Raw genomic sequence first — 22,639 nt, 5'->3', positions numbered from 1 at the left:
TCACTGAGCGGGGTTACCCACACTCTTAAATTCTTGTATTTACGAATCATTAGACCCGTTGTATCAGACTTACTGCTCTCGGAACTGGACTCTGAACTGAGTCGCTTTCGGGTTTACCGACACTTCCGACAACGAAATACTTTCAAAACCACGAACAATCGCTTGCTTCCAAGGGCCTTGCTTTAGGTTCACCTCAAGCCCGGCATCGTCGTACCAGTAAAAACGATAAAGGATATGTTGATCGCCTTTATAGTTACTGTTTAAACGAACAATTCCTCGAGTGTGACCGTCAACTTGGTCGGTACGGATATCTTCAACCAACAAACGGCTGCCCAATACCTTGTCACCAAAGAAAACGTTTTGAGTCAGACTATCAACTCTTACGCCAGCTGTATTATCAGCACAACCAGCCAGAGCCATAACCGCTGCTAAACTCACTAACCACTTTTTCATTACAGCCTCCCTAGCTGTTTATGCCACATTGTTGCATTGTTACCTTGTCGAGAAATCCACACCAAAGTGGTCTGCCCTTCTCGGATATCAAAGTCGTACGTTTTAGTGCCCGCTTCTAGCGTATATTGACCGCTGTTTGCTACGAACGTGCTGCTCTTAATTTCAGCAGGTAGAGATTGCCAACTGCGAGTGTCTGGTTGTTCGGTGAATGTATTCCACACATTGAACAAGATATTGCCGACATCGTTGCCTTTGGTCGCTTCTTTACGGATACGGTCTTTAGCTACTACACGTAGCGCTTGACGAATAACAATGCTCGTCATACGTTCAGATAAATCGTTTTGAGCCATCGCGTTTACGTCAGTGATCAAGTGTTCTTGTAACGGTTGCCCGCTGATTCGCAAAGCAGAAAAACGCTCTACGTTTTGGCTCGGATAATAGGGCAGTGCCAGAGAGTATATTGCGCCCTGATCGCGACTGTCATAAACAGGTAAATCTAATCGCCAACTGTCCATTGCTTGTACAGCGCTTTGCTCTTGAAGCACAATCACTCGCCCTTCACCTGTACTAAGTTTAGAAGATTGCTTATAGCGTTTTTCTAATGTTGCTAAATCTTGTCGCATCCCTAAACGAGCAGCTGTTGCCATCGTTCTGTCGATGATTTCTTGGTTATCTGGCATCACAGCCAAAGCACGACGATAGTCAACATAGGCACTGTTTAAATCATTTGAAGCTTCATAAAGCAGACCAGACAAGAACATCAGATACGCATTCTGTACTGACTGCAGCTTTTTACCCGCATCAGGGTAATTAGCAAGAATGCTCCCCACATTGGCAGACAACCCCTGCTTCTTCGCATCGCTGGCTGCACGGTCTAACTCAGCTTCACGTTGCTTCTTTGCCTGTTCTTGAACTTGGTTGGCGCGACGCATTTCAATCACCGCACCTTCTAAATCGTTTTTCTTGAGATAATTTAAACCGAGATACAGATGAAGAAACCCCAGCTCATAATCGGCTGGCACATACTCAGTAATATTATCATTCACCGCCAACGCACCCACGCTGGTTGCACTGTCTGAAATCGAGATAACGGCTTTTCTTTGCTGCTCAGTTACCGCCTGATCCGCCACTTCAAACGAAGACTTACTCTCTGGGTATTGCTGATCCAAAAGGTTAATTCTGCCTCTTTCAAAGTTATCAAGGATGTCACCCGCAGCGTAATCTGGTAGCTCTTGTTGAGCCTCTGAATAATCTCCAGATTTAACGGCTTGGTAGATCTCTTTGTTTTGCGCGCTGTAATGACTGAACAGGTTTCCTGCAGACATACTTGCACAGCCCACAGTCAACGCCGATAACAGGGCAATGGAAGCGAATCTAAACTGTTGCTTCACTTATCGTCTCCGTGCATGTTTAAAATGCCAACTTTGTTAGGGTCTGCTGACCTTTCGTGGTTAAATTTCGTTCGAGATAGAATCGTTTTAGGCGCGGCAAGGAATATGTAGCCTAGTCATTCTAAGTTAATACTTCTTAACAAAGCATAAAACGATTCTAGCCGAACCCTTCGGGCAGTCTTTGTGGTTCATTTCTACTGCGTTATCAGCTTCTCATGTAGGCTAGCTACACTTCAAAGCCTCTGCCTTGTAGAAATTTCCCACAAAGTGCTGCAAAAATCAGCTCGAAAGATCAACAGACCCTAGTCTCATTATCAAAACGAAACGTGTTGTAAAAAGGATCTCAAGCCAGTTGAAACCCTGCTGATTTAGCTTCTGCCTAGGCGATGCCGACATTCAGACAACAGATAGAACTTAAAGTTGGCATACAAACTACAAATTTTCCAACTAACTACTTGTGTTAACCCACTAATGAGTTCGTTTAAACTAGCTCATTAGCTTTCATTAACTTGTTAGCTTTGCATTAGCTCATTAACTTTTTATTAGCTCATTAAGAGGGGACCAAGTGGACGGCCACCAACCAAGTGCATGTGAATATGATAAACCTCTTGGCCACCGTGAGAGTTACAGTTCACGATAAGACGATAGCCATCTTCTGCGATGCCTTCTTCTTTTGCTAACTTGCGAGCCACGGTAAACATGCGCCCCATCATGGCTTCATCTTCGACTTCAACATCATTCGTTGTTGGAATCAGCTTGTTTGGGATGATTAAGATATGGCTTGGCGCGCGAGGGTTGATATCGCGAAATGCCGTTACTAAATCGTCTTGGTATAGTAGATCTGCTGGGATTTCTTTATTGATGATCTTACTAAAAATGGTTTCTTCAGCCATGTTTCTCTCCGATAAAACATTTATTTTTTAATGCTTTGAGTATGCGCTATGCCGCATCAAACCACAATAAATCTGCTTTAAAGCATAATAAAAAACACCGTTCAAATCAAAGAAAACGAGCCTTAGCTCTCAAGAATGGCATGTTGGTTATAACTGAGGGCTATTTTTGACGTGTGCGTCATAAAATGCGTAAACGGAGCTCAATAGAATGCTGATAATTTTGTTAGTTTTACTTTGACCTGACATTAGGTCTGCATTTTTATTTAGGGAGAAAGCCATGAAGGGATCTGTGATCAAGCGTATGTACGCTGGTTTCGCACTGATCATCATCATGTTCGCAGTCACGATAACCATCATGATGAACAGCATGAATCAGATACACAGCAATTTTGAGAGTGTCTCAGAAACCTCACTACCACTTGTCGCGCTTTCAAATCAAACAAGTGTTCAATTGCTTTCTGCTGATAAATCATTCAAAGATTACTTAACCACACAAAACGCTGAACGCATGTCTGCAATGCGTACTGAGTTTGCTGCGTCACAAAACTCGTTCTCAGAAGTTCTCGGAAGTTTAGAAGCGGCAAGCCAAAACAATGTTTCGCTCACTGAACGCATTGCCCAATTAAGAGCAATGGAAGAACGCTACTTCACCGAAGCTGACGAAGCGATGAACAACTACGTCGCGATGTTTGAAGCTCAAGAGCAAGTACAGAAAGCATCTCGCGATTTCCAACGCTTACATTCAGAGTTAACTGTCGGCATGAAAGAGTACGTTGCCGACCAAAAAAGCATCTCTGTAAAAGTGATGGCAAAAAGCTACTTCATTAAACTTCAAGATGCTGAAGTGATTACCTCTGATGCGCTCGCGAGTTCTGATGTTGCCTTCGTTCAGAAAGCCGTTAACCAAAACAAAAAGGCCGTTACTCACCTTAACTACGCTTATCGCGGCCTATCCACACAACTGCCAGCACTTAAAAATGTCTTTGATGAATCGGTTCAGAAGTTCACCAAAGACGTTGGTCAAAAAGGCGGTGTGTTGGACAAGCACAACAACTACTTGAAAGCGAAACAAGCTCTGTACATCAACATTGCTAACTTAGCCGTAGAAATAGACCAAGCCATGGCTGTTTTAGACTCATTCAACGTGACTGCGGAAGAGCAACTGAACGCTTCACTTGAAGACGCAAGCAGCATCTACGACAAAGGCCTGTTCAATGCGATTGCAATTGGTATTGTTGTCACCGTATTCGCTGCAGCAATTGGTTACCATATTGCACATAGCGTAAGAGAGCCATTAACTCGCATTCTAGGTACATTAGAAGGCCTAACTGAAGGCGATATGACTCAGCGTATCGATATTCGTTATGACAACGAATTCAGCCGTGTGAGTCGTCACATCAACACCTTAGCCGACAACCTACGCAATATTCTGGTGAAACTGAATGACGCTTCAGACGACTTAACGAAGACCGCAAGCGTAAACCAGAAAACCTCTACAGAGACGCAAGCTCAACTGAACAGCCAACGTGAGCAAACGGCAACTGTCGCGACCGCAATGACAGAAATGTCTCATTCTGTACAAGAAGTGGCGAACAGCGCGCAAAGCTCACTTACCATGGTTCAACAAGTAGAATCGGCTTCTGAGTCTGGTCGTCAGATAATGAACACCAACATCAGTACCATTAACCAGCTCGAGGTTCGCCTTACTGAATCTGTTGGTGCTGTAGGTGAGTTACAACAGATGAGTAGCCAAATTGGCTCAATCCTCGATGTTATCCGTGGTATTGCTGAACAAACCAACCTACTTGCACTCAACGCGGCAATCGAAGCGGCGCGTGCCGGTGAGCAAGGCCGTGGTTTTGCAGTGGTTGCCGATGAAGTACGCGTGCTAGCACAGAAGACCACTCAATCAACGTCTGAAATCGAGACCATGATCAGCAACCTGCAATCAAGCTCGAAAACAGCAAGCAACGTGATTGAAAGTTGCATGAGCGATATGGACATGTCGGTTCAACAAGCTTCAAGTGCAAACAGTGCGATGGAAGAGATCCAAGCCTTGATTCTAGAGATCAGCCACATGAGTACACACATCTCTCAAGCAGCCGCAGAGCAGAGTGAAACTTCTGGTGATATTGCGCGGAATATAGAAGACATCAACCATATCGCAGATAAGAGTTACCAAGCGATGTCTTCAATTGCTGAGGCGAGCCAAAACCTAACAATTCTCGCAAACCAGCAAGGTGATTTGGTTCATCAGTTCAAGCTATAGGTAGCTGAGAAATTGATAGATATTTAGTGAGAATATTGGGACTTCTTACCCAATAGTGATAACTATTTGAACAAGGGCAACTTTTATCAAGGGTTGCCCTTGTTTTTTATGATCTTTGTCATTATATGATTATTAAGGCTTGCTGCTTCCCGTTTTTTCTTTCACCTTTATGAGCGAGCCGCTATTAAGGAATTTATATGGCTGTTCATGTTGGCATTATCGATCAAGATCCCATTCGCTTGATCACCCCACTACTCGATAACCGAACGATCAGCACTCACATCGTGTTCATCGGTGACAAGAATCAAGTCAGTATTTACCAACGCTTAGACAGCGTTTTGCAGAAGCGCGACATTACGAGTGAATTTTTCGAAATTCCAACCCTCGTAAATACATCCGCGATTAAAGAGTCTATCCAAAACCTTGCCGAAGACCTCAAAGCGCGTGGTGAAGAAGTGAAACTCAACGCAAGTTGTGGCCTTCGTCACCGCCTACTTTCTGTCTACGAAGTATTTCGTACTTACCACTGGCCAATCTTTGTTGTTGAACCAAACAGTGACAAGCTGTGCTGGCTTTACCCGAATGGCAAAGAAGACGCACAAGTTCAAGACCGCATCACTATCGACGACTACCTGACTGTGTTCGGCGCTCGTGGTGAATTCAGCGATGTACAGCTTTCTCCGCAACTTGATCAAAAGCTTTATGAGCTGGGTGAACGCTGGGCAAGTAATGCACTAGAACTCGGCCCAGGCCTTGCTACATTGAACTATCTTGCAACGACCTGCCGCAAAGAACAGAGACTTGATGTGGGCTTGTCAGAGAAACAACAAGGTTATCGCGAGCTAAACATGCTGTTGAGCGATTTGGTTGAAGCTAAGATCGCCACTTATGACAATGGTATTTTGACGTTTGCCAATGAAGACGCACGACGCTTCTCAAACGGCGAATGGCTTGAAACATTGGTTCATAGCACAGTTAAGCAGATCCAAGATGACATGCCGACCATTCAAGATCGCTCTTTGAATGTTCAGGTTTATCGTCAACTCGGTGAGCGCGAGGTGCGTAATGAGCTTGATGTTGCTTCTGTAGTGAACAATAAGCTGCACATCATTGAGTGTAAGACCAAAGGCATGCGTGATGATGGCGATGATACCTTGTACAAGCTGGAATCGCTCAGAGACCTTCTGGGTGGCCTACAAGCACGTGCAATGTTAGTGAGTTTCCGCCCTCTTCGTCATAACGACATCACACGAGCAGAAGATCTTGGCCTTGCATTGATTGGCCCTGACGAATTAAAAGATCTTAAAACACACCTAGCGGCATGGTTCACCGCTGCCGGTGGTGATGAAGATTTAGAATGCTAAAAGCCAATAGACTCTTGAGAGCTCAACGCTCTTAAGTAAAGCTAAAAAGGCGAATGACGATTAGGTCACTCGCCTTTTTTGTTCTCCAGCCATTTATCTGTTCCGCTCTATTTCCACCTTTCAACTCTCTATATCTTTAATTTATTTGCCCCATAAAAAATGGCCGCATCATTCGATGCGGCCATTTTTAAATCTTGGAAACAGACTTAAAGCATTTTACGAGCAGCTTCTACAACCACTTTGATTGAACGCGCTTCTGTTACTTTTAGTGTTTCGTGATCAGGCGTCTCTTTTTGAGTACGGTTGATGATTACACCAGCAACACAACCCGCTTTAAGACCAGAACTTGCACACATAGTTAGAAGCGTTGCAGATTCCATTTCGAAGTTTAGAACGCCCATGTCTTGCCATTCTTGCATAGAGCCTTGGAAACGCTTAACAACGCGACCAGAGAACGTGTCGTAACGCTCTTGACCTGGGTAGAACGTATCGCTTGATGCCGTTACGCCCATGTGAACTGTTGCACCTGATTCATCAACTGCCGCTTTCATTGCTGTTGCAACTTCAAAGTCAGCCACTGCTGGGAACTCCATAGGAGCAAAGTGCAGGCTAGCACCGTCTAGACGAACAGAACCTGTAGAAACAATCATGTCACCCACGTTTACGTGTGGTTGGATAGCACCAGTAGTACCAACACGTAGGAAAGTGCGAACACCAAGTTGAGCAAGCTCTTCAACTGCGATAGAAGTAGATGGACCACCGATACCTGTTGAACATACAACAACTGGCTTGCCGTCTAGCTCTGCGCGGTAAAGCGTGTATTCACGGTGACTAGCAAGAAATACAGGATTCTCCATCTCTTCGGCAATTTTTTGCACACGAGCAGGATCACCAGGAATGATCGCAAGAGTAGCACCGTTAAGATCTGCTTCAGTAACACCTAAATGGAAAACAGCTTGAGACATAGTTCGCTCCTTTTGGCTTATTGGGCTTTTTACCCTTATTTAAGCTCATAGTAAATTCGTGGGGTACGAACACACTCTAACCAAGCTCATTACAAAATGAAGTGACGAGTGTCACACCAATGATCGCAACAAGATTTCAAGTTTCACGAAAAACCGATTGGCATCACAAAAATAAGCAATCTACACACATGTGTTGCATACGAATGAGACAAAAAACGCCTTTAACGTATTACCGCTAAAGGCGCTTTTTATATTAGGTGCTTTTAAATTGAGAGCGTCCTACATCAGGAACCTGAAACTAATCCGCTTTTGATTTGAATCGAAGTAAACGAAGAGCGTTGAGTGTCACCAAAGCTGTCGCACCACTATCCGCTAAAACTGCCACCCACAAACCAGTAATACCTAACAAGCTTGTGACCAAGAATACGCCCTTCAAACCAAGTGCAAGAGCTACGTTTTGGCGAATGTTATTCATAGTCGCTTGCGACAGTTCAATCATCGCTGGCAACTCAGTTAAACGGTTATGAGTCAGTGCTGAATCCGCAGTTTCAAGGGCAACATCCGTACCACCGCCCATTGCGATACCTACATTTGCTGTTTTCATAGCCGGCGCATCGTTGATGCCATCGCCCACCATGGCCACGTGTGACTGCTGAGATAACTGTTCAACGTAAGACACCTTGTCGCTTGGCAATAGGCTTGCTTTATACTGCATACCAATCTTGCTGCTGATCGCTGCCGCGCTTCGCGGGTTATCCCCAGTCAGCATGATAGATTGAATACCCAAGTCATTGAGTCGTTCAATTGCAAGCTTAGCGTCACTACGTAACGTGTCTTGCCAAGCAATCAGACCAATCACAGTCGCAGCTTGCTCTGTTGATTCTTCTTGATCTTTAAGCTCAAGAGCAACCACAACCGTCTTGCCCTCGCCTTCTAATGCCTCAACCTGAGAAACAACATCGGCACCAAGATCGAACGTCACCTTAGAAGGCGATAGAACCTGATACTTAATTCCTTCGACATCGCCTTCAACACCACTACCGATAAGCGCGGTCTTGTTGTGTGACTCTGGAATTTCGACATTCAGTTCTTTCACTTTAGCAACTAGCGACTGCGCCAATGGGTGAGTAGAACCCACTTCAATTGCTCCAACCACACGAAGCATCGCATCTTGTTGCCAACCCGATAGAGGCTGAATGTCCGTAACCTGAGGTTTACCTTCAGTCAGTGTGCCCGTCTTATCGAAGGCAATAGTTTGAATTTTACCAAGCTGCTCCAGTGCTGCGCCGCCTTTAATTAGCGCACCACGTTTCGCGGCTGCTGCTAAACCAGACGTAATCGCGGCTGGAGTTGAGATAACCAACGCACACGGACAAGCAATCAACAATAGCGCTAAACCACGATAGACCCACGTTTCCCAAGGCTGTGCGAACAACAATGGTGGTGTGATGATGACTAAAAGAGCCACCAACATCATTAACGGTGTATACCAGCGACTGAACTTATCGAGGAATCGCTCGAGCGGCGCTTTACGAGATTCGGCTTCTTCAATCAGGTGAAGAATTCGGTCGATCGCGTTCTCACCCTGTTTTGAAGTGATGGTAATACGCACCACTTTATCCACGACCACAGCGCCAGCCATGATGCTGTTGCCTTCGATGTGTTCGACAGGAACAGATTCACCGGTTAACGCACTTTCATCGAAGCTTGCAGCGTCGGTAATCAGTTTTCCATCAGCAGGTAAACGAGAGCCCGCCGCTACTTCAATCACATCACCAGGAACCAGTTCACTGACTGCAACTTCAACACGTTCGCCGTTAATAATCTTGGTGGCATTTTCTGGCACCAATGCCATTAGCGCTTGAACGCCACTTCTTGCTCTTGATGAAGCAAACGCTTCTAAGCGCTCACCAATCAAAAACAACAGTAAAACCATCGCCGCTTCCGCGGTTTCGCCCAGATACAAGGCACCCAGCGCGGCAACACTCATTAGAGTTTCTATTGCGAAAGGTGTTCCTGAACGTGCCAGCTGAACCGCTTTCTTAGCCACCGGATATAATCCGAGTAGGCAGGTTGCGGTGAATAAGCCTTCACTTAATAGAGGATATGTACTTTTCAGAAGCGCAGCGAACAGCATTGCCGCTGCAATCGCGATAATCTGAAAATTAGGTTGGATGTACGCTTGCCAAAAAGTCTCAGGTTGTTGTTTTTCTTTCTTAGAACCGACTTCCGAAAGAGGGAAGCCCGTTTTGATAGAGACCTGTTCAATGGTGTCGGCAAGACTTTCATTATCGAATTTAACAACCAGTTTTTCGGTAGCAAAGAGAACCTTCGCTTGAATAACACCGTCAATATTACTGATCGCGTTTTCTATTTTTCTTGCACAAGCTGGGCAGTCCATTCCGGCAACCAGCCAACTTTTGGAAAATTGGGCGTTAAGAGACTCAGTTAAGGGCAGCCGGTCTTCTTCTCCACTGTCTGAACCACAACAATCATCTGCTGCTGCAGAAGCCGTCGTAGAACTACAGCATGATGAAGTACCCGCTGCCGTGATGCTGGAAATTTTAGGACTGGAACAGCTTGCTCCTGCCGTTTGAGGTTGAACGTCCACTTTTGTTGAGCGGCACGCTGCATGTTTTGCGCACATAATGTATCTCCTTAATACTCAAAAGCCTTGAGGTTGTTGCTGGCTAATCACAGCAACCAAACCTTAAGTTCATCAAAAGTATAAACCTTGGAGGCTACTCCAAGGTCAAGAAGAAATTGTCCAAGGCCAAGAAGAAATTTGCAAACCGACCAATCTCGTATTGGAATGCCGGTGTTATTGCGACTTGAACTCTTTACACTCTTCTCTGTTCGCAGATACATCATCAATAAGAACCGCATCGTGTGAACAAAACGGTTGTGTATTCAAGCTCACTATCGATACATCGTCTTCTACAGGATCAACTTGGGAACCTTGCATAAGCTCGGCAATATGATAGCGAAGCACCAAGGTACCAAGTATTCCGAACAAAACATTACCCAAGGCTTGCCCATACAACACACCCAATGCGCCATACCATTGCGAGCCTAAGTAGACGAACGGCAACGTACCAAGAGTGGCTTTACCCAGATTCAGTGCGGTCGAGTAAAGCGGTTTACCTAGGTTATTGAAAGACGTATTGGCAACAAACAGCGCGCCATTAAAAGTAAAGGTTAAGGCGACATAAGTACAAAATGCCGCAACAATAATTGCTGCATCACCTTGCAGGCTAAAGCCTTGGATCACATAGTCTTGGACAAAGTACAACAGAATACAGACAGCGATGGTGTATGCCGTAGTAACCAACAAGGAGTTGTTGAGCGTTTCTTTTACTCTGTCCATTCGTTCTGCACCAAAGTTTTGCCCAATGATTGGGCCTACAGCGCCGGACAAGGCAAAAATAACCGCAAAACAAACCGGCGTTAGACGACCAATCACGGCAAAGCCCGCGACAAAATCCTCACCGTATTGTGCGATACCCGTTGTCACAATCGCATTACCGATAGGTGTTGCGGTATTGGTGATAATTGCGGGAAGCGCTATGGCCAATATAGGGCGAATATTAATGCGCCACTGCACCAGTGAAGGAGGTGCAACCAAGTGATGACTACGAATCAGAGGATACAGCGAGAAAAGAAGCACCGAAAAACGGGCAAAAACAGAAGCAATAGCCGCCCCTTCTATATTCCAACCAAAACCAAAAATAAACAGAGGATCCAAAATCGCATTAACGATACCGCCCGACAAAGTCGCCCACATCGAACGTTTGGCATCTCCTGCCGCCCTCAAACCCGCACCAGCCGCCATCGCCAACGCCAAAAATGGACCACTTGGCAATAAAATCTGTAGGTAAGCTTGGGCACGCTCCGCGGCAACCCCTTTTGCCCCTATAGCGGCTAACAGTTCTGGGATATAAGCAAACATCACCGCGGTAATCGTCAAACTGATGACAAAAGCAGTCAGCATAATACTGGTGGCGAGGTTTCGAGCGTGTTCCTGATTCTTTGAACCGATCGCTTTGGAAACTAACGCGCCCATAGCAATGGAAGTACCGATCGAAACGGAGGTAGAGAAAAAAGTCAGCGTGCCTGCAAAGCCCACCGCAGCGGCCAATTCGACTTGTCCCAACATACTGATGAACAACATATCGAGTAAATCGACCACGAATAACGCCATCAAACCGACTGAGCCAGCCCCCGACATCACCAAGATGTGGCGCATCGTTGAACCTTCTACAAACTTTGCCGTTTGATTTGACATGAAACCTCCAAAAGCTGGGACACCCACAAGCAAGCTCCCTAAACTAGTGATCCAAAGCAAGCGTTCCACAAGCTAGGGAGCGACAAAGAAAGGATCGACAAAGAAAGGCTCTATACAGAAAAAAGGCGCTAGTGCGCCTTTTTTCAATTGAGGGTATTGAGAAAAATAATCGTTCTTAACACGCTACTATACCTGATGTTTGAAGCATTCTTCCAAGTTCTTGCCGATTGCTCTCAAAACATCGGTTCTGGTGATAATACCCACTAGCTTTTTGTTATCGAGCACTGGATAAGCTTTGGGTTTACCCACTTGCATCATATCTGCCAATTCAATGATGGATAAGTCTGGTGATACCGATAGCACCTCTTGGTACATACAATCACCCACAATGTGTGTGTCTTGGCAGAAATAGCTTACCTTCACCAATTTTTCTAATAAATCTTGCTCAGAAAGGAAACCAATAACCTGCTCATTATCATCAATTACTGGACCGCCCATGTGATGGCTGCTCATTACTCGATCTAACGCGAGACTTAACGGCATGTCAGGAGTGAATGTCACAACCTGCGGCGTCATGTAATCTTTCACTTTTATTGAATGCATTGCGTTCTCCCTAAATACTTTTCGTCATGTCTTTTTCTATCTTGTTAACCTAATTGTTGTCTAAAATCTTGATTTTACTAAATGGATTTCAACAATTTTATTGATAGGTAAAACCTACCAAGGCGAGAAAACAAGGTCACAAAAGGCTTGTGAGCATTTTTACGCAAGCAAAAAAATAAAAAATAGAGTCCTTACAAAGCCTTACTTTATGACACTGGCTTGAATGAATAAACCTTGTACTCTTCACGCCATAAATAATTATATCGTTACAATTAGGCCGTTTATGCAACACAACAACAGTATGTACGCGTACATTTATTCCGGTGTCGATGGTACAGAAAACACCCTCATCGCCACTGTCGACAACCAAGAAAAGCCCCTTATCTCTAGCTGCGTCGATGAGATAAAACACATGTCTAGCTTAGCGATTGATCTGGCGGCAAAACACAATTTGAAAGTAAAGTTGGTCAAATACCAAAGAGCACAAGAGATCGACTTCGGCTTGTTCGTTAAATAGCAGACTCATCACACATGTCTTGACCGACAAGCTCAACAAGCATTGTCAACGGCACCTGAATACCGTATTTTGTGGCAAGTTCTTGAGTAGGTAATCACATTGACGATGATTACCTGCTTTAACCGATAAGCGCTCGAATTGGAGACATCCATCGCACCGCTTTTCATTGTCCAAACGGTTCACTATGACTTCGCTTCGTTCACCTCAAACCGCTCTATCTCACTTTATCCCTAAGCTAAAAAGCTACTTTAGCGAATTGTTAGATTTCCAATCGCGGATTTGGGTGGTTCATATCTTTGAAGACTCCATCACCGATCAGTCCTTTGTGATAAATGAAGATGGCTTTAAAGAGCCGTTAGAGTGGATGAAGAAACGAGCCTATCAATCAGCAATGCTTGAACGAGTTGAGAAGATGAAAATTTCACAAGTGATTGAGATTCAATTCGAAGACAAGATGCATCGATTGATGCGAGTGAAGTAGCTCTATTGTTTAGGCATTCACGAAAGGCCCTTGCTAAAAATTAAGCATAAAAAAGGCCAGCGCTCACTGACCTTCTCTCATTGGTTAAACCATCATCTAACGCGCACAATACTCATGCCACAGACGCACCGCTTTCTGGTATGCCTCAGTTTTATCGTGCGTTTCTGCGAATAAAATCGCAGTCATACTGTCCACAACACTGTTCGCCATCAGCTCCATCTCATCTCCCGGTGTACCCAGTACACATTCAGAAGGCATAGGCAGTTCAACATTCATCGAGCCTTCCCAGTAGAAAGATTCCACCTTCTCAGGAGAACTCATCCAGACCGTTTGACTCACTTTAGGGTTGTATTCTGATTCGCCATTCATGCCTTTAAATGAAATCACCGAGTGGGATTTATTACCAATGACATGCTCAACTTCAGCGTGTAACTGAGGAAAGCCCGGGTGAAAACTACCACGCAAGCCCAAACGACCACCACCTGGGTTCAATGCTCGAACTACAGTATTAATCGGCGTTCTCAGCCCGTAACGGTGTTTCCAACCAATCATAGTTTGAGCTTCAGGTGCGAAGTTCGCCAAAGGCAAATAGGCGATACCATCCGCTTCAAGGATCTGCTTGGCGTCTTGTGGGTCTTGAGCTCGGCGAACACCAACACACTCTAGATGGGTCTCAACGTGCGTGCGGCCACTTGGTTTGTCCATGTAGCCGTGCATTAAGACTTTATAGCCATTATCAGCTAAGATCTTTGCCGCCAACAAATTCCAAGGCTTACCACTGGCGGTATCGTTACGCTTACCTGCGTAGCACGGCCAGTCAATATCGGCGCCTAAGTCTGGTACTCGAGATTGAAACGCTTTTACAAAGCCTGCGATCTCTTCATTGGTTTCATTCTGCACACGAATCAACATCAGTAGCATAGCCATTTGGTCGTCACCGACCTCTCCGCTTAAATACTCATCCATGATGCGGTAGGCTTGTTCGAACGATAAAGGCTTACGCCCTCTTTCTCCTCGTCCAACTGTACGAATACACTCTAAAATACTACTCATTGATTGTTTATTCTCTTCCGTTGATATCAATAAAATTCGAATACGCTTTCGATTCTATGATACCCACAGTGCATTGCAAAGCGATTCAGTTGCTATCGATCGAATTACCAATACGCGGATTGGTGTTCTAAAAGTAAACTTACTGGTGTAAAATTAGCGTATGCAATGCTAACCGCGACCTATTGAGTAGTATCCCTATGACTGTAAAAAAAACGCTGAGCCAAAGAAAACGTGAATCGATCGTTGCCGCTGCTATCGCAGAGTTTACTGAGCACGGTTACAAGGCCACCAGCATGGATAAAATATCGAGCCGCGCGGAAGTATCAAAGCGCACGGTATACAACCACTTTGCCAGCAAAGAACTGCTTTTAGATGAGATTCTAGACAGCATTTGGAGCAAAACTCTGGCCGCGACGCATTTCCCTTATCAAGCAGAACTGCCTCTTGATGAGCAACTCACTTCGATTGCTAATCAAGAACTAGAGCTTTTAGAATCAGAAGGCTTTATCGACTTATCTCGCGTGCTGTTCTCAGAGTATTTCCACAATGCCGAACTGGCGCATCAAGCGATGGAAAAGTATTCCCAAGCAGAAAGTGGACTCACAACCTGGATTAAAGCAGCACAGGCAGATGACCGCTTGATTGAACTAGACCCTCTATTTGCATCTACCCAGTTTATTGCACTGTTAAAGTCTTTTGCATTTTGGCCACAAATCATTGGTCATACGCCGTCACCGGATGCTGCACAAAAACAGGTAATCATCCAATCCAGTGTCGAGATGTTCCTGAAACAGTATCAAGCGTAATAAAAGTTGAGCTCGGCTAAGTTTTATTGGGTTTAATTAGAGATGCACAAACGAGTGAGGTATGATTCGCCTGCTTTACTCGTTTACCAAGACTAAGAATTCATGCCAAAGTTGATTAACAAAATTTGGGTACACGCTTTCATGCTCTTCGCTATGCTAATGGCCACCATTAGTGTGGACAGCATCGCGAGCAGCAATGCTCTGCAAGCCCCCCAAGCTCAATCAACTTCTGCCAATAGCTTCTCTTTCTCTGCTGCTAACATCAGTTCTGTAGAGAGCACCCCAACACCTTTTTCCAGCGCACAACCCACCGTTGAGCACCACTGTTGTGGATCGGTCTGTCTACTGAAAATGCCACCACTGATCGTTTCTGAATCTTTCGAACCGCAGATTGAATCACTGGCACTGATAGAAAAAGAGCCTTCGCACAAAGCGATTGTTGCACCACAAGCGCCATACCGCCCCCCTATTTCCTAATCGTTTGTCCCTGTTTGGCAATATCTGCCACCAAGTTATAACAGCATTTTTGCTGTATCAAATGACATCCGAATTTAGGAAATGAACACATGAAAAAACTATTTAGCCTCTTTGCCGCTCTACTCTTGAGCGCTTCAGTAAACGCCGCACAATTTGAAGAAGGCACGCACTACAAAATCCTTGATGTAGCAAAGGCCGACAAGCCTGTCGTTACCGAATTTTTCTCTTTCTACTGCCCACATTGTTACAAGTTTGAAGGGGTCATTAAGTACCTAAAAGCAGACTTGCCAAAGTCAGCAAGCTTCCAAAAAGTGCACGTCGCTTTTATGGGTAACAACATGGCAGTACCAATGGCGAAGGCTTACGCGACCATGATTGCTCTAGACGCTGAAGAAAGCATGGTTCCTGCCATGTTTGCTCAGATCCATGAGAAGCAACAAACACCAAAAAATGAAGCAGAACTGCGTGAATTTTTCATTTATAACGGTATCGATGCGAAGAAGTTTGATGCGGCATACAACGGCTTTGCAGTGAACTCGATGCAAAAACGTTTCGATAAAGAGTTTGATCAAAGCACACTAACAGGTGTTCCTGGAGTTCTGGTTAACAACAAATACATCGTGAAACCGGATCAAATCAAGAGCTACGAAGAGTACAACCAACTAGTTAACTACCTGCTAACGCTCTAAGTCCGTTTTTCATCTCAAAGCCAGTGATTTCATCGCTGGCTTTCTTATATATGAAGTCTCCCTAGCCACTCACCATTCCCATAAATCCGCTTGGGAAGCATTGTTAACTGGCATCCTCCACAATTTTTCATATACTGCACTCAAATAAGCTAACCACTGTGCTGTAGCATTCAAAATATTAGCACTCAAATATTGGGACCTTTATGATCATTCTGACCACAAACTTTGGCGACATTGAAATTGAACTGAACCTTGAAAAAGCGCCGGTAACGTCGAAAAACTTCCTTAAATACTGCCAAGATGGCTTCTACGAAGGCACAACATTTCACCGTGTTATTGAAGGTTTCATGATTCAAGGTGGTGGACACACTATCGACATGACAGAAAAGCCAACTCGTGCACCTATTGTGAATGAAGCTAACCGCGGCTTAAAGAACGTGATTGGATCTCTCGCAATGGCTCGCACTGACGCACCCCATTCAGCAACGGCGCAGTTCTTTATCAACCTTGACGACAATGATTTCCTTGATCATACAGCAACCAGCAACTCAGGTTGGGGCTACGCTGTGTTTGGCAAGGTATCAGCAGGTATGGATGTGGTAAACAAGATTGCGCTTGCACCAACCACCACTCGCTGGGGACATGAAGATGTGCCGTGTGAAGACATCGTGATTACTAAAGTCACTGTTCGCGACTAATTCACCCACGTGCTTTCCTGCCCCTAGTGCATTCGAATTGATTGCACAAAGAAAAGAAGGCAGCGCGCTAGGATTATGGTGGTAAGGATTCGACTTTACCACCTGTATTCAAAGCTCGTTATTAGAATCGTTACCAACGAGAACGGTAAGTACGGTGACATCCTTTACAAGTATTGTTCGCAGAATCTAACCCTTGTTCTGCGCTCGACAAGTCTTGCTCAACACTCGCTTGATAAAGCTCTGCAAAACCTTGGTTCATCTGTAACATCAGTTGGTTAAATTTCTCAGGCTTGCTCCAAATCTCCTTTTTTGCCTTACCTCCAGTATCACCTTCAGCAAAACTCGCATTCAAGACATCACCATGTTCCACCAAAATTTCACTTAACTCGCCCACCTTCAGCCAATCCACATCACTGTTGTTCAATTCTGAATCAACTTGTTTGCTGACCTCTTCAATAGAGCTAAAAGCGTGCTGGCGATTATTTACAACATCCGCTGCAGCGATAGAGATCATAGGTAGAGCAATCGTAGGCAGTGCGATGATTAAAGCGATAGTGAATTTTTTCATAGTGTCATTCCTAGTGATTAATTGATTGAGTGCTTAATTGACTGAGTGGCTAATTGACTGAGTGATTTGTTCGTTAATTACTGATTGGTTTCTTAGTAAATTACGGCTTGATAGTTCAGCCGTAATCGATGAGATTCATTTAATTTACACAACAATAGTTGCGCATGCAACTGTTGTTGTGTAAATTATTCCCACCAAGCAAATTCGCAAACAGGAAAAGCATTATGAAAATCTGGGATCTACCAACTCGACTTTATCACTGGCTTCAAGCCGTACTCTTTATTGGTCTTGCTGCGTCAGGGTTTAACGGACAAGGCCCTCATGTTTACTTAGGCCTCGCACTGTTCTGTCTGATTTTATGGCGCTTGGTTTGGGGAATCGTCGGCAGCGATACCAGTCGCTTTTCTCAATTTATTAGCTCCCCAAAATCGGCTTGGAATTACTTCCGCGGAAAAGCACGACCAAAACCGGGACATAATCCGTTAGGTGCGTGGATGGTGATAGGAATGATCACGACTCTGTTTATCCAATGTATTACTGGGCTTGTTATTGCCGGATTCTTTGATGCTATACCAGGCTCGGAACGCGTGATTACTGATGCAGTATTCGATGTGTTATGTACGGTACATGGCATTGCCGCACGCATGTTAGTGGCATTTGTGGTACTGCACTTGGTGGCTATTATCATCTACAAACTGCGTTCAAAACCGCTGGTTCTTGCCATGATCACAGGCAAACAAAACCATTCAGCGTCAACGGATTATTTCAGAAATGGCAGTCAATTGGCTTTTTCATCAAATAGGAAAGCGTTGTTGGTGCTAATTGCATCGGTATTAGTTACGATGACAATAGTTGCAATATCACAGTAAAATTAGGTAGCGAAAGATGCCAGAAGAGTTTGATAGACAAAAAAGCTTTGGTTGGATGATCAATGTGATCGCCAATAAAGCGACCAAAGATTTCGACACGGAATTGAAGGAACATGGCTTAAGCATTGCACTATGGCCAACCATGATGTGTCTTTGGGAAGAAGAAGGTGTGACTCAGCGTGATATTGCTGCGAAATCCAAAGTCGAGAATTCAACAACGACACGTACATTAGACAAGTTAGAAAAACTTGAACTGGTGGAACGCAGAGCCGATCCAAACAGTCGCCGTTCTTTCCGAATTTACTTAACGGAAAAAGGCAAAGCACTTGAAGAACAACTCGTTCCTATCCCAGTTCGTTTAAACAAAGCGTTGATGAACGAGTTAGATGCTGAAGAACAGCAGCAAATGCTCAAGCTACTTCAGAAAGTAGTCGCGGCAATCTGATCTTACCGCGCTCGCTGCTTACCAATCTCACTGCTTAGCAAAGCTTGTTACACTCTGAACGTGTATTAAAAAACAACCAACACTCGGCCTTGCGCCGAGTGTTTTATTTTCGTCTCGACCATTTGATATAGCAAAACAGTGAAGCAATGATCACCGCTCCACCGAGCAGCTTCTGCATCTCTACACTTTCGCCAAGCACACTCACACTTAACAGCAGCGTCCACACAGGCTCAAGAATCATGATCAATGCCGCCACTTCCATATTCACGGAGTGCTGACCGACCGTTTGCAGCAAGTAACGAATAGATGTTGCGATCACCGCAGAGACAATAAACCAGAAGACTAAGGTTTTGGTGATTTCGAACTCCGGCTGAGCTGTCATAGAAGCAAAGGCTAAACCACTCACACCCACTACAAACAGCTGCATACAAATTGATGCGATAGGCTTGATATTGGTAATCACACGCTTGTTCATCACAAAGTGAACAGACAACAACATCGATGCTAACAAGAAGTAAACCAGACTCTGCTCAACATGCCAGCCGTTGCCCAAAGTCAGCAGTAGCATGCCGATAATCGCGATAGGGAAAGACATCCAAAACGCACGATTAGGCTTAACTCGAAAAAAAATCCAAGACACAAACGGTGCAATGATCATGGCTAAGCTCATGATGAATGCCCCTTCCGACAAGCTTTCAGTCACCGAAACTGCAAATACCCATACCTGCAATGAGGCAGACAGCAGCAAACCCACTCCGCAAAGAGAAAGAACCTGCTTAAGCGAAAGCTTACGAATGTGATGAATACAAAACGGCAGAAGAATCAAACTCGCGACGAGGAATCGCACACCAATGAACACTGGCCCCGGCATTTCTAATACCACCAGCTTAGATGCAATCCATCCAATCCCAGCTAACAGGGTAGCAAATAGGAGGTAAAGCTCTCCGCGCATCGCTTTCATCATTTTACTTGGTCCAATAACAAAAAAAGCAACCCGACTCTGCAAGGTTGCTTTTTATAAACATTCAACAGGATCAAGATACTATCTCAATACTCGGCTTCAGGCAGCTGTTTTTAGCCTGCGTATTCTGGGTAATCCGTTAAACCTTTTTCAGCACCGCCGAACAACGTGTTTGGATCGTGCGCCGCAAGTGGGTAACCATTTTGAATACGAGCTGGTAAATCTGGGTTAGCAACGAATGGACGACCAAAACCAACCATGTCAGTTACGCCTTCAGCAACCGCTTTTTCGCCACGCTCGCTATCGTATTTACCCGCATAAATCAGGACACCTTGGTAAGCATTACGTACTGCTGATTTAAAGGTTTTCGGTGTTTCAGGTGCATCGTCCCAATCAACTTCTGCAATGTGTAGGTAAACAATTTTGTATAGATTAAGTAGTGCTGCCGCCGCTGTGTAAGTCTCGACTGGCGTAGCATCAACGGTACCATTCAACGATGTGAACGGAGCAAGACGCACACCAACACGGTCAGCACCAATCGCTTCAACCATAGCCTCAACCACTTCACCTAGGAAACGTAAACGGTTTTCGATTGAACCACCGTATTCGTCGGTGCGGTTGTTTGCTTCAGAATCGATGAATTGGTTGATTAAGTAACCATTCGCGGCGTGAAGTTCGATACCATCAAAGCCCGCTTCAATCGCGTTCAAAGCCGCTTGGCGATACTGTTCAACCACTTGTTTGATGTCTTGTTTCGTCATCTCACGAGGTTCAACCACATCTACAAAGCCCGGCTCATCAGTGCCGTTATCGATGAATACTTTTACGTTTTCTGCTTTAAGTGCAGAAGACGAGATTGGCTGTTCACCGCCGATGTTATCTGGGTGTGTTACACGGCCTACATGCCAAAGTTGAGCGAAGATAACACCCTCTTTTTCATGTACTGCATCAGTCACTTTTTTCCAACCCGCAATCTGCTCATCAGAATAGATACCCGGAGTCCAAGCGTAACCTTGGCCCATAGGTGAAATTTGTGTGCCTTCCGCAATAATCAAACCCGCAGAAGCGCGTTGAGCGTAGTAAGCCGCCATCATGTCGTTTGCTGAATTACCAGGTTGCGTTGCACGAGAACGCGTCATCGGTGGCATAACAATACGGTTTTTAAGCTCGATATTACCAAGTTGAATTGGTTGAAATAATGCGTTTGTCATTGTTATATCCTCGATTAACCTAGTTGAATCAGTTCGATTTGGTAGCCGTCTGGGTCAGTGATGAAAGCGATATGTGTTGATCCACCTTTCACTGGGCCCGCTTCGCGAGTGACGTTGCCACCTAGCGATTTGATCTTGTCGCATGCTGCGTAAATATCTTCTACACCCAATGCCAGATGACCAAACGCGCTGCCCATCTCGTACTCATTCGTATCCCAGTTGTACGTTAGCTCGATAGTCGTGCCGCCTTGTTCGTAGCCAACAAAAACTAATGTGTAGCGGTAGTCTTTGTTCTCGTAGCGTTCAAGTTCCTTCATTCCCAATACCTTGGTGTAGAACTCGATGGACTTGTCTAAATCAGTAACTCGGATCATTGTGTGTAGGAATTTCATATTTCACCCTTATTAGCACCACAAGCATGGCGCCGTTATTATTTTGAGTGGAGGTTATCCACTAATCTCTGAGTGAAATAATACGATTCATCGAGGAATTAAGGAAATTATCAAAAATTCTCAATGTGATAATTTTTTGTTATGAAGTTTATGACTAGCACGAACTCAACGACACAAAAAAGGGAAGCCAATGCTTCCCTAGAATTAAACTCTCAATTAAAACCGCAAACGCCTATCTTTAAGTGTTTTAGACATCGCATCAGACGTATTAATCACTTGCTCTCGAAACCATTTATGAGCGGGGTCGCTGTTCTGCTTCTTCAACCAAATCAGGTAGTGAGACATCTGTTCATAATCAAACGGAGGCTTAAAGAGTTGTAAACCGAGCCTCTCTTGGAACTGCAGAGCCATAGAGAGTGGGACTACCGTGATATAATCCGACTGACTACACAGCAAGATATTGCTAAACAACGATCGTCCGTGAAATGCGATTTTACGTTTAGTTAAATCCAAAGAAGTATAATGACTCAAGCTGCGTACTTTACGTCGCGTTCGGTCTAATACAGCATGCTTTTCACTCATAAACTGTGCTTCACTGATCTCTCCTTGAATACGAGGATGCCCCGAACGACACACAATGGCAAAGTCTCCCTGATACAAGGTTTCACTCGCAATACTTGGATGTTCAGGAACGACTATCTCAATCATGGCATCGAACTCTTGAGTTAAAAGATCTTCATAGATGCGATCATCGCTGTCTGGTTGATCAAACACTTCTAGCGACAAATTTTGATTAGGAAGCGCCGCAAAGCTATCGAGCAGTACCCACTGAAGATGTTCGGGACAAGAGATAACAAACTTACGTTCAGAGCTTTGCTCATCAAAGCTAGCCATCGATTGAAAGACACCGTTAAGTTCATTGATCGGCGCTTTGATTTGTTCATACAAGCTTTGAGCATACGATGTAGGCACAACGCCACGTCCTTTACGAACAAAAAGCTCTTGGCCAATCTCTTTCTTTAGGCGGGCTAACGCGGTACTGATGGTCGATTGATTGGTACTGAGTTGATCCGCAGCCTTACTTAAACTGCCCTGCTCCATCACCGCAGAAAACACGGCAAGTAGGTTGAAGTTGGGGATGTCATTACTCATATATCATTACTCGTTAGGCGACCATGAGTACTATGCTATCGTAAAAGCGATAGAATGAAATAAGAATCCCTCATTTAAAGTCCCAAATTGAGACACT

Annotated in this window: 23 protein-coding genes; 10 read left to right on the top strand and 13 right to left on the bottom strand. The window is 44.7% G+C overall.

What is annotated here, in order from left to right:
* Positions 1 to 69: 69 nt before the first annotated feature.
* The 3 genes from OCU90_RS05535 to hinT all read right to left on the bottom strand — a co-directional run bounded on the left by OCU90_RS05535 (position 70) and on the right by hinT (position 2,737).
* Positions 70 to 453 (bottom strand): YcfL family protein, encoded by a 384-nt coding sequence (locus tag OCU90_RS05535; protein ID WP_004736265.1) that lies wholly within the window; start codon positions 451 to 453, stop codon positions 70 to 72.
* Positions 453 to 1,844 carry a COG3014 family protein gene (locus OCU90_RS05530; protein WP_061022678.1) on the bottom strand — a complete coding sequence of 464 codons (1,392 nt, stop codon included), beginning with the start codon at positions 1,842 to 1,844 and terminating at the stop codon, positions 453 to 455. Before OCU90_RS05530 ends, OCU90_RS05535 begins: the two co-directional genes overlap by 1 nt.
* Before the next feature lie 542 nt (positions 1,845 to 2,386).
* Complete coding sequence (hinT, locus tag OCU90_RS05525) at positions 2,387 to 2,737, bottom strand: purine nucleoside phosphoramidase (RefSeq protein ID WP_004736268.1); 351 nt, start codon at positions 2,735 to 2,737, stop codon at positions 2,387 to 2,389.
* A gap of 277 nt (positions 2,738 to 3,014) precedes the next feature.
* Between hinT and OCU90_RS05520 the strand changes: the two genes are divergently transcribed.
* On the top strand, positions 3,015 to 5,006 hold the full coding sequence (locus OCU90_RS05520) for a methyl-accepting chemotaxis protein (protein ID WP_061022680.1): 1,992 nt from the start codon (positions 3,015 to 3,017) through the stop codon (positions 5,004 to 5,006).
* Between the two features lie 197 nt (positions 5,007 to 5,203).
* Positions 5,204 to 6,370, top strand: a complete 1,167-nt coding sequence (locus tag OCU90_RS05515) for a DUF1887 family protein (RefSeq protein ID WP_004736271.1) — start codon at positions 5,204 to 5,206, stop codon at positions 6,368 to 6,370.
* A 206-nt stretch (positions 6,371 to 6,576) separates the two neighbouring features.
* On the opposite strand, the gene udp is transcribed toward OCU90_RS05515, so the two are convergent.
* The 4 genes from udp to OCU90_RS05495 form a co-directional block, all read right to left on the bottom strand.
* On the bottom strand, positions 6,577 to 7,335 hold the full coding sequence (gene udp, locus OCU90_RS05510; RefSeq protein WP_004736272.1) for a uridine phosphorylase: 759 nt from the start codon (positions 7,333 to 7,335) through the stop codon (positions 6,577 to 6,579).
* Between the two features lie 298 nt (positions 7,336 to 7,633).
* Positions 7,634 to 9,982 (bottom strand): zinc/cadmium/mercury/lead-transporting ATPase, encoded by a 2,349-nt coding sequence (locus tag OCU90_RS05505; protein ID WP_061022682.1) that lies wholly within the window; start codon positions 9,980 to 9,982, stop codon positions 7,634 to 7,636.
* 174 nt (positions 9,983 to 10,156) lie between these two features.
* Entirely contained in the window at positions 10,157 to 11,620 is a 1,464-nt protein-coding gene (locus tag OCU90_RS05500; RefSeq protein WP_017086104.1) for an MATE family efflux transporter, read from the bottom strand.
* A gap of 186 nt (positions 11,621 to 11,806) precedes the next feature.
* Positions 11,807 to 12,223, bottom strand: coding sequence for a CBS domain-containing protein (locus OCU90_RS05495; RefSeq protein WP_017078938.1), 417 nt, complete (start codon positions 12,221 to 12,223; stop codon positions 11,807 to 11,809).
* Positions 12,224 to 12,506: 283 nt separating this feature from the next.
* Here OCU90_RS05495 and OCU90_RS05490 point away from each other — a divergent pair, with 283 nt between their 5' ends.
* Together OCU90_RS05490 and OCU90_RS05485 are read left to right on the top strand one after the other, a co-directional pair.
* Positions 12,507 to 12,740 (top strand): hypothetical protein, encoded by a 234-nt coding sequence (locus OCU90_RS05490; protein WP_017078937.1) that lies wholly within the window; start codon positions 12,507 to 12,509, stop codon positions 12,738 to 12,740.
* A gap of 184 nt (positions 12,741 to 12,924) precedes the next feature.
* On the top strand, positions 12,925 to 13,221 hold the full coding sequence (locus OCU90_RS05485) for a hypothetical protein (RefSeq protein WP_017078936.1): 297 nt from the start codon (positions 12,925 to 12,927) through the stop codon (positions 13,219 to 13,221).
* 96 nt (positions 13,222 to 13,317) lie between these two features.
* Here the strand turns inward: OCU90_RS05485 and OCU90_RS05480 are convergent, their stop codons facing one another.
* Positions 13,318 to 14,274, bottom strand: coding sequence for a glycosyl transferase family protein (locus tag OCU90_RS05480; RefSeq protein WP_061022685.1), 957 nt, complete (start codon positions 14,272 to 14,274; stop codon positions 13,318 to 13,320).
* 197 nt (positions 14,275 to 14,471) lie between these two features.
* On the opposite strand from OCU90_RS05480, the gene OCU90_RS05475 reads away from it, so the two are divergent.
* The 4 genes from OCU90_RS05475 to OCU90_RS05460 all read left to right on the top strand — a co-directional run bounded on the left by OCU90_RS05475 (position 14,472) and on the right by OCU90_RS05460 (position 16,944).
* Entirely contained in the window at positions 14,472 to 15,080 is a 609-nt protein-coding gene (locus OCU90_RS05475) for a TetR/AcrR family transcriptional regulator (RefSeq protein WP_017091364.1), read from the top strand.
* 102 nt (positions 15,081 to 15,182) lie between these two features.
* Complete coding sequence (locus tag OCU90_RS05470; protein ID WP_061022687.1) at positions 15,183 to 15,557, top strand: hypothetical protein; 375 nt, start codon at positions 15,183 to 15,185, stop codon at positions 15,555 to 15,557.
* An 89-nt stretch (positions 15,558 to 15,646) separates the two neighbouring features.
* Complete coding sequence (locus OCU90_RS05465; protein ID WP_061022689.1) at positions 15,647 to 16,246, top strand: thiol:disulfide interchange protein DsbA/DsbL; 600 nt, start codon at positions 15,647 to 15,649, stop codon at positions 16,244 to 16,246.
* A 203-nt stretch (positions 16,247 to 16,449) separates the two neighbouring features.
* Complete coding sequence (locus OCU90_RS05460; RefSeq protein ID WP_004736286.1) at positions 16,450 to 16,944, top strand: peptidylprolyl isomerase; 495 nt, start codon at positions 16,450 to 16,452, stop codon at positions 16,942 to 16,944.
* A gap of 130 nt (positions 16,945 to 17,074) precedes the next feature.
* On the opposite strand, the gene OCU90_RS05455 is transcribed toward OCU90_RS05460, so the two are convergent.
* Positions 17,075 to 17,512: a c-type cytochrome gene (locus OCU90_RS05455; RefSeq protein WP_061022691.1), complete on the bottom strand. Its 438-nt coding sequence runs from the start codon at positions 17,510 to 17,512 to the stop codon at positions 17,075 to 17,077.
* 224 nt (positions 17,513 to 17,736) lie between these two features.
* On the opposite strand from OCU90_RS05455, the gene OCU90_RS05450 reads away from it, so the two are divergent.
* Positions 17,737 to 18,381, top strand: a complete 645-nt coding sequence (locus tag OCU90_RS05450; RefSeq protein WP_061022693.1) for a cytochrome b/b6 domain-containing protein — start codon at positions 17,737 to 17,739, stop codon at positions 18,379 to 18,381.
* Positions 18,382 to 18,397: 16 nt separating this feature from the next.
* Positions 18,398 to 18,826, top strand: a complete 429-nt coding sequence (locus OCU90_RS05445) for a MarR family winged helix-turn-helix transcriptional regulator (RefSeq protein WP_017086111.1) — start codon at positions 18,398 to 18,400, stop codon at positions 18,824 to 18,826.
* A gap of 103 nt (positions 18,827 to 18,929) precedes the next feature.
* Here OCU90_RS05445 and OCU90_RS05440 read toward each other — a convergent pair whose 3' ends face one another.
* The 4 genes from OCU90_RS05440 to OCU90_RS05425 form a co-directional block, all read right to left on the bottom strand.
* Positions 18,930 to 19,790: a DMT family transporter gene (locus tag OCU90_RS05440; RefSeq protein ID WP_061022695.1), complete on the bottom strand. Its 861-nt coding sequence runs from the start codon at positions 19,788 to 19,790 to the stop codon at positions 18,930 to 18,932.
* Positions 19,791 to 19,900: 110 nt separating this feature from the next.
* Positions 19,901 to 20,998 (bottom strand): alkene reductase, encoded by a 1,098-nt coding sequence (locus OCU90_RS05435; RefSeq protein ID WP_004736292.1) that lies wholly within the window; start codon positions 20,996 to 20,998, stop codon positions 19,901 to 19,903.
* Positions 20,999 to 21,012: 14 nt separating this feature from the next.
* Positions 21,013 to 21,390: a lactoylglutathione lyase gene (gene gloA, locus OCU90_RS05430; protein ID WP_061022697.1), complete on the bottom strand. Its 378-nt coding sequence runs from the start codon at positions 21,388 to 21,390 to the stop codon at positions 21,013 to 21,015.
* 216 nt (positions 21,391 to 21,606) lie between these two features.
* A complete protein-coding gene (locus tag OCU90_RS05425; protein WP_061018926.1) occupies positions 21,607 to 22,542 on the bottom strand; it encodes a LysR family transcriptional regulator in 936 nt (311 codons plus the stop codon).
* Between the last annotated feature and the right edge of the window lie 97 nt (positions 22,543 to 22,639).

This window comes from Vibrio splendidus (genome assembly GCF_024347615.1).
Taxonomy (GTDB): Bacteria; Pseudomonadota; Gammaproteobacteria; order Enterobacterales; family Vibrionaceae; genus Vibrio; species Vibrio splendidus.
Note: the sequence above shows the minus strand (reverse complement) of the source record. Positions and strands in the feature narration are given on the sequence as shown.

Coding starts and splice junctions, on each gene's coding strand:
- OCU90_RS05535 (WP_004736265.1), bottom strand. CDS start 453: ATGAAAAAGTGGTTAGTGAGTTTAGCAGCGGTTATGGCTCTGGCTGGT.
- hinT (WP_004736268.1), bottom strand. CDS start 2,737: ATGGCTGAAGAAACCATTTTTAGTAAGATCATCAATAAAGAAATCCCA.
- OCU90_RS05520 (WP_061022680.1), top strand. CDS start 3,015: ATGAAGGGATCTGTGATCAAGCGTATGTACGCTGGTTTCGCACTGATC.
- OCU90_RS05515 (WP_004736271.1), top strand. CDS start 5,204: ATGGCTGTTCATGTTGGCATTATCGATCAAGATCCCATTCGCTTGATC.
- udp (WP_004736272.1), bottom strand. CDS start 7,335: ATGTCTCAAGCTGTTTTCCATTTAGGTGTTACTGAAGCAGATCTTAAC.
- OCU90_RS05505 (WP_061022682.1), bottom strand. CDS start 9,982: ATGTGCGCAAAACATGCAGCGTGCCGCTCAACAAAAGTGGACGTTCAA.
- OCU90_RS05500 (WP_017086104.1), bottom strand. CDS start 11,620: ATGTCAAATCAAACGGCAAAGTTTGTAGAAGGTTCAACGATGCGCCAC.
- OCU90_RS05495 (WP_017078938.1), bottom strand. CDS start 12,223: ATGCATTCAATAAAAGTGAAAGATTACATGACGCCGCAGGTTGTGACA.
- OCU90_RS05490 (WP_017078937.1), top strand. CDS start 12,507: ATGCAACACAACAACAGTATGTACGCGTACATTTATTCCGGTGTCGAT.
- OCU90_RS05485 (WP_017078936.1), top strand. CDS start 12,925: ATGACTTCGCTTCGTTCACCTCAAACCGCTCTATCTCACTTTATCCCT.
- OCU90_RS05480 (WP_061022685.1), bottom strand. CDS start 14,274: ATGAGTAGTATTTTAGAGTGTATTCGTACAGTTGGACGAGGAGAAAGA.
- OCU90_RS05475 (WP_017091364.1), top strand. CDS start 14,472: ATGACTGTAAAAAAAACGCTGAGCCAAAGAAAACGTGAATCGATCGTT.
- OCU90_RS05470 (WP_061022687.1), top strand. CDS start 15,183: ATGCCAAAGTTGATTAACAAAATTTGGGTACACGCTTTCATGCTCTTC.
- OCU90_RS05465 (WP_061022689.1), top strand. CDS start 15,647: ATGAAAAAACTATTTAGCCTCTTTGCCGCTCTACTCTTGAGCGCTTCA.
- OCU90_RS05460 (WP_004736286.1), top strand. CDS start 16,450: ATGATCATTCTGACCACAAACTTTGGCGACATTGAAATTGAACTGAAC.
- OCU90_RS05455 (WP_061022691.1), bottom strand. CDS start 17,512: ATGAAAAAATTCACTATCGCTTTAATCATCGCACTGCCTACGATTGCT.
- OCU90_RS05450 (WP_061022693.1), top strand. CDS start 17,737: ATGAAAATCTGGGATCTACCAACTCGACTTTATCACTGGCTTCAAGCC.
- OCU90_RS05445 (WP_017086111.1), top strand. CDS start 18,398: ATGCCAGAAGAGTTTGATAGACAAAAAAGCTTTGGTTGGATGATCAAT.
- OCU90_RS05440 (WP_061022695.1), bottom strand. CDS start 19,790: ATGATGAAAGCGATGCGCGGAGAGCTTTACCTCCTATTTGCTACCCTG.
- OCU90_RS05435 (WP_004736292.1), bottom strand. CDS start 20,998: ATGACAAACGCATTATTTCAACCAATTCAACTTGGTAATATCGAGCTT.
- gloA (WP_061022697.1), bottom strand. CDS start 21,390: ATGAAATTCCTACACACAATGATCCGAGTTACTGATTTAGACAAGTCC.
- OCU90_RS05425 (WP_061018926.1), bottom strand. CDS start 22,542: ATGAGTAATGACATCCCCAACTTCAACCTACTTGCCGTGTTTTCTGCG.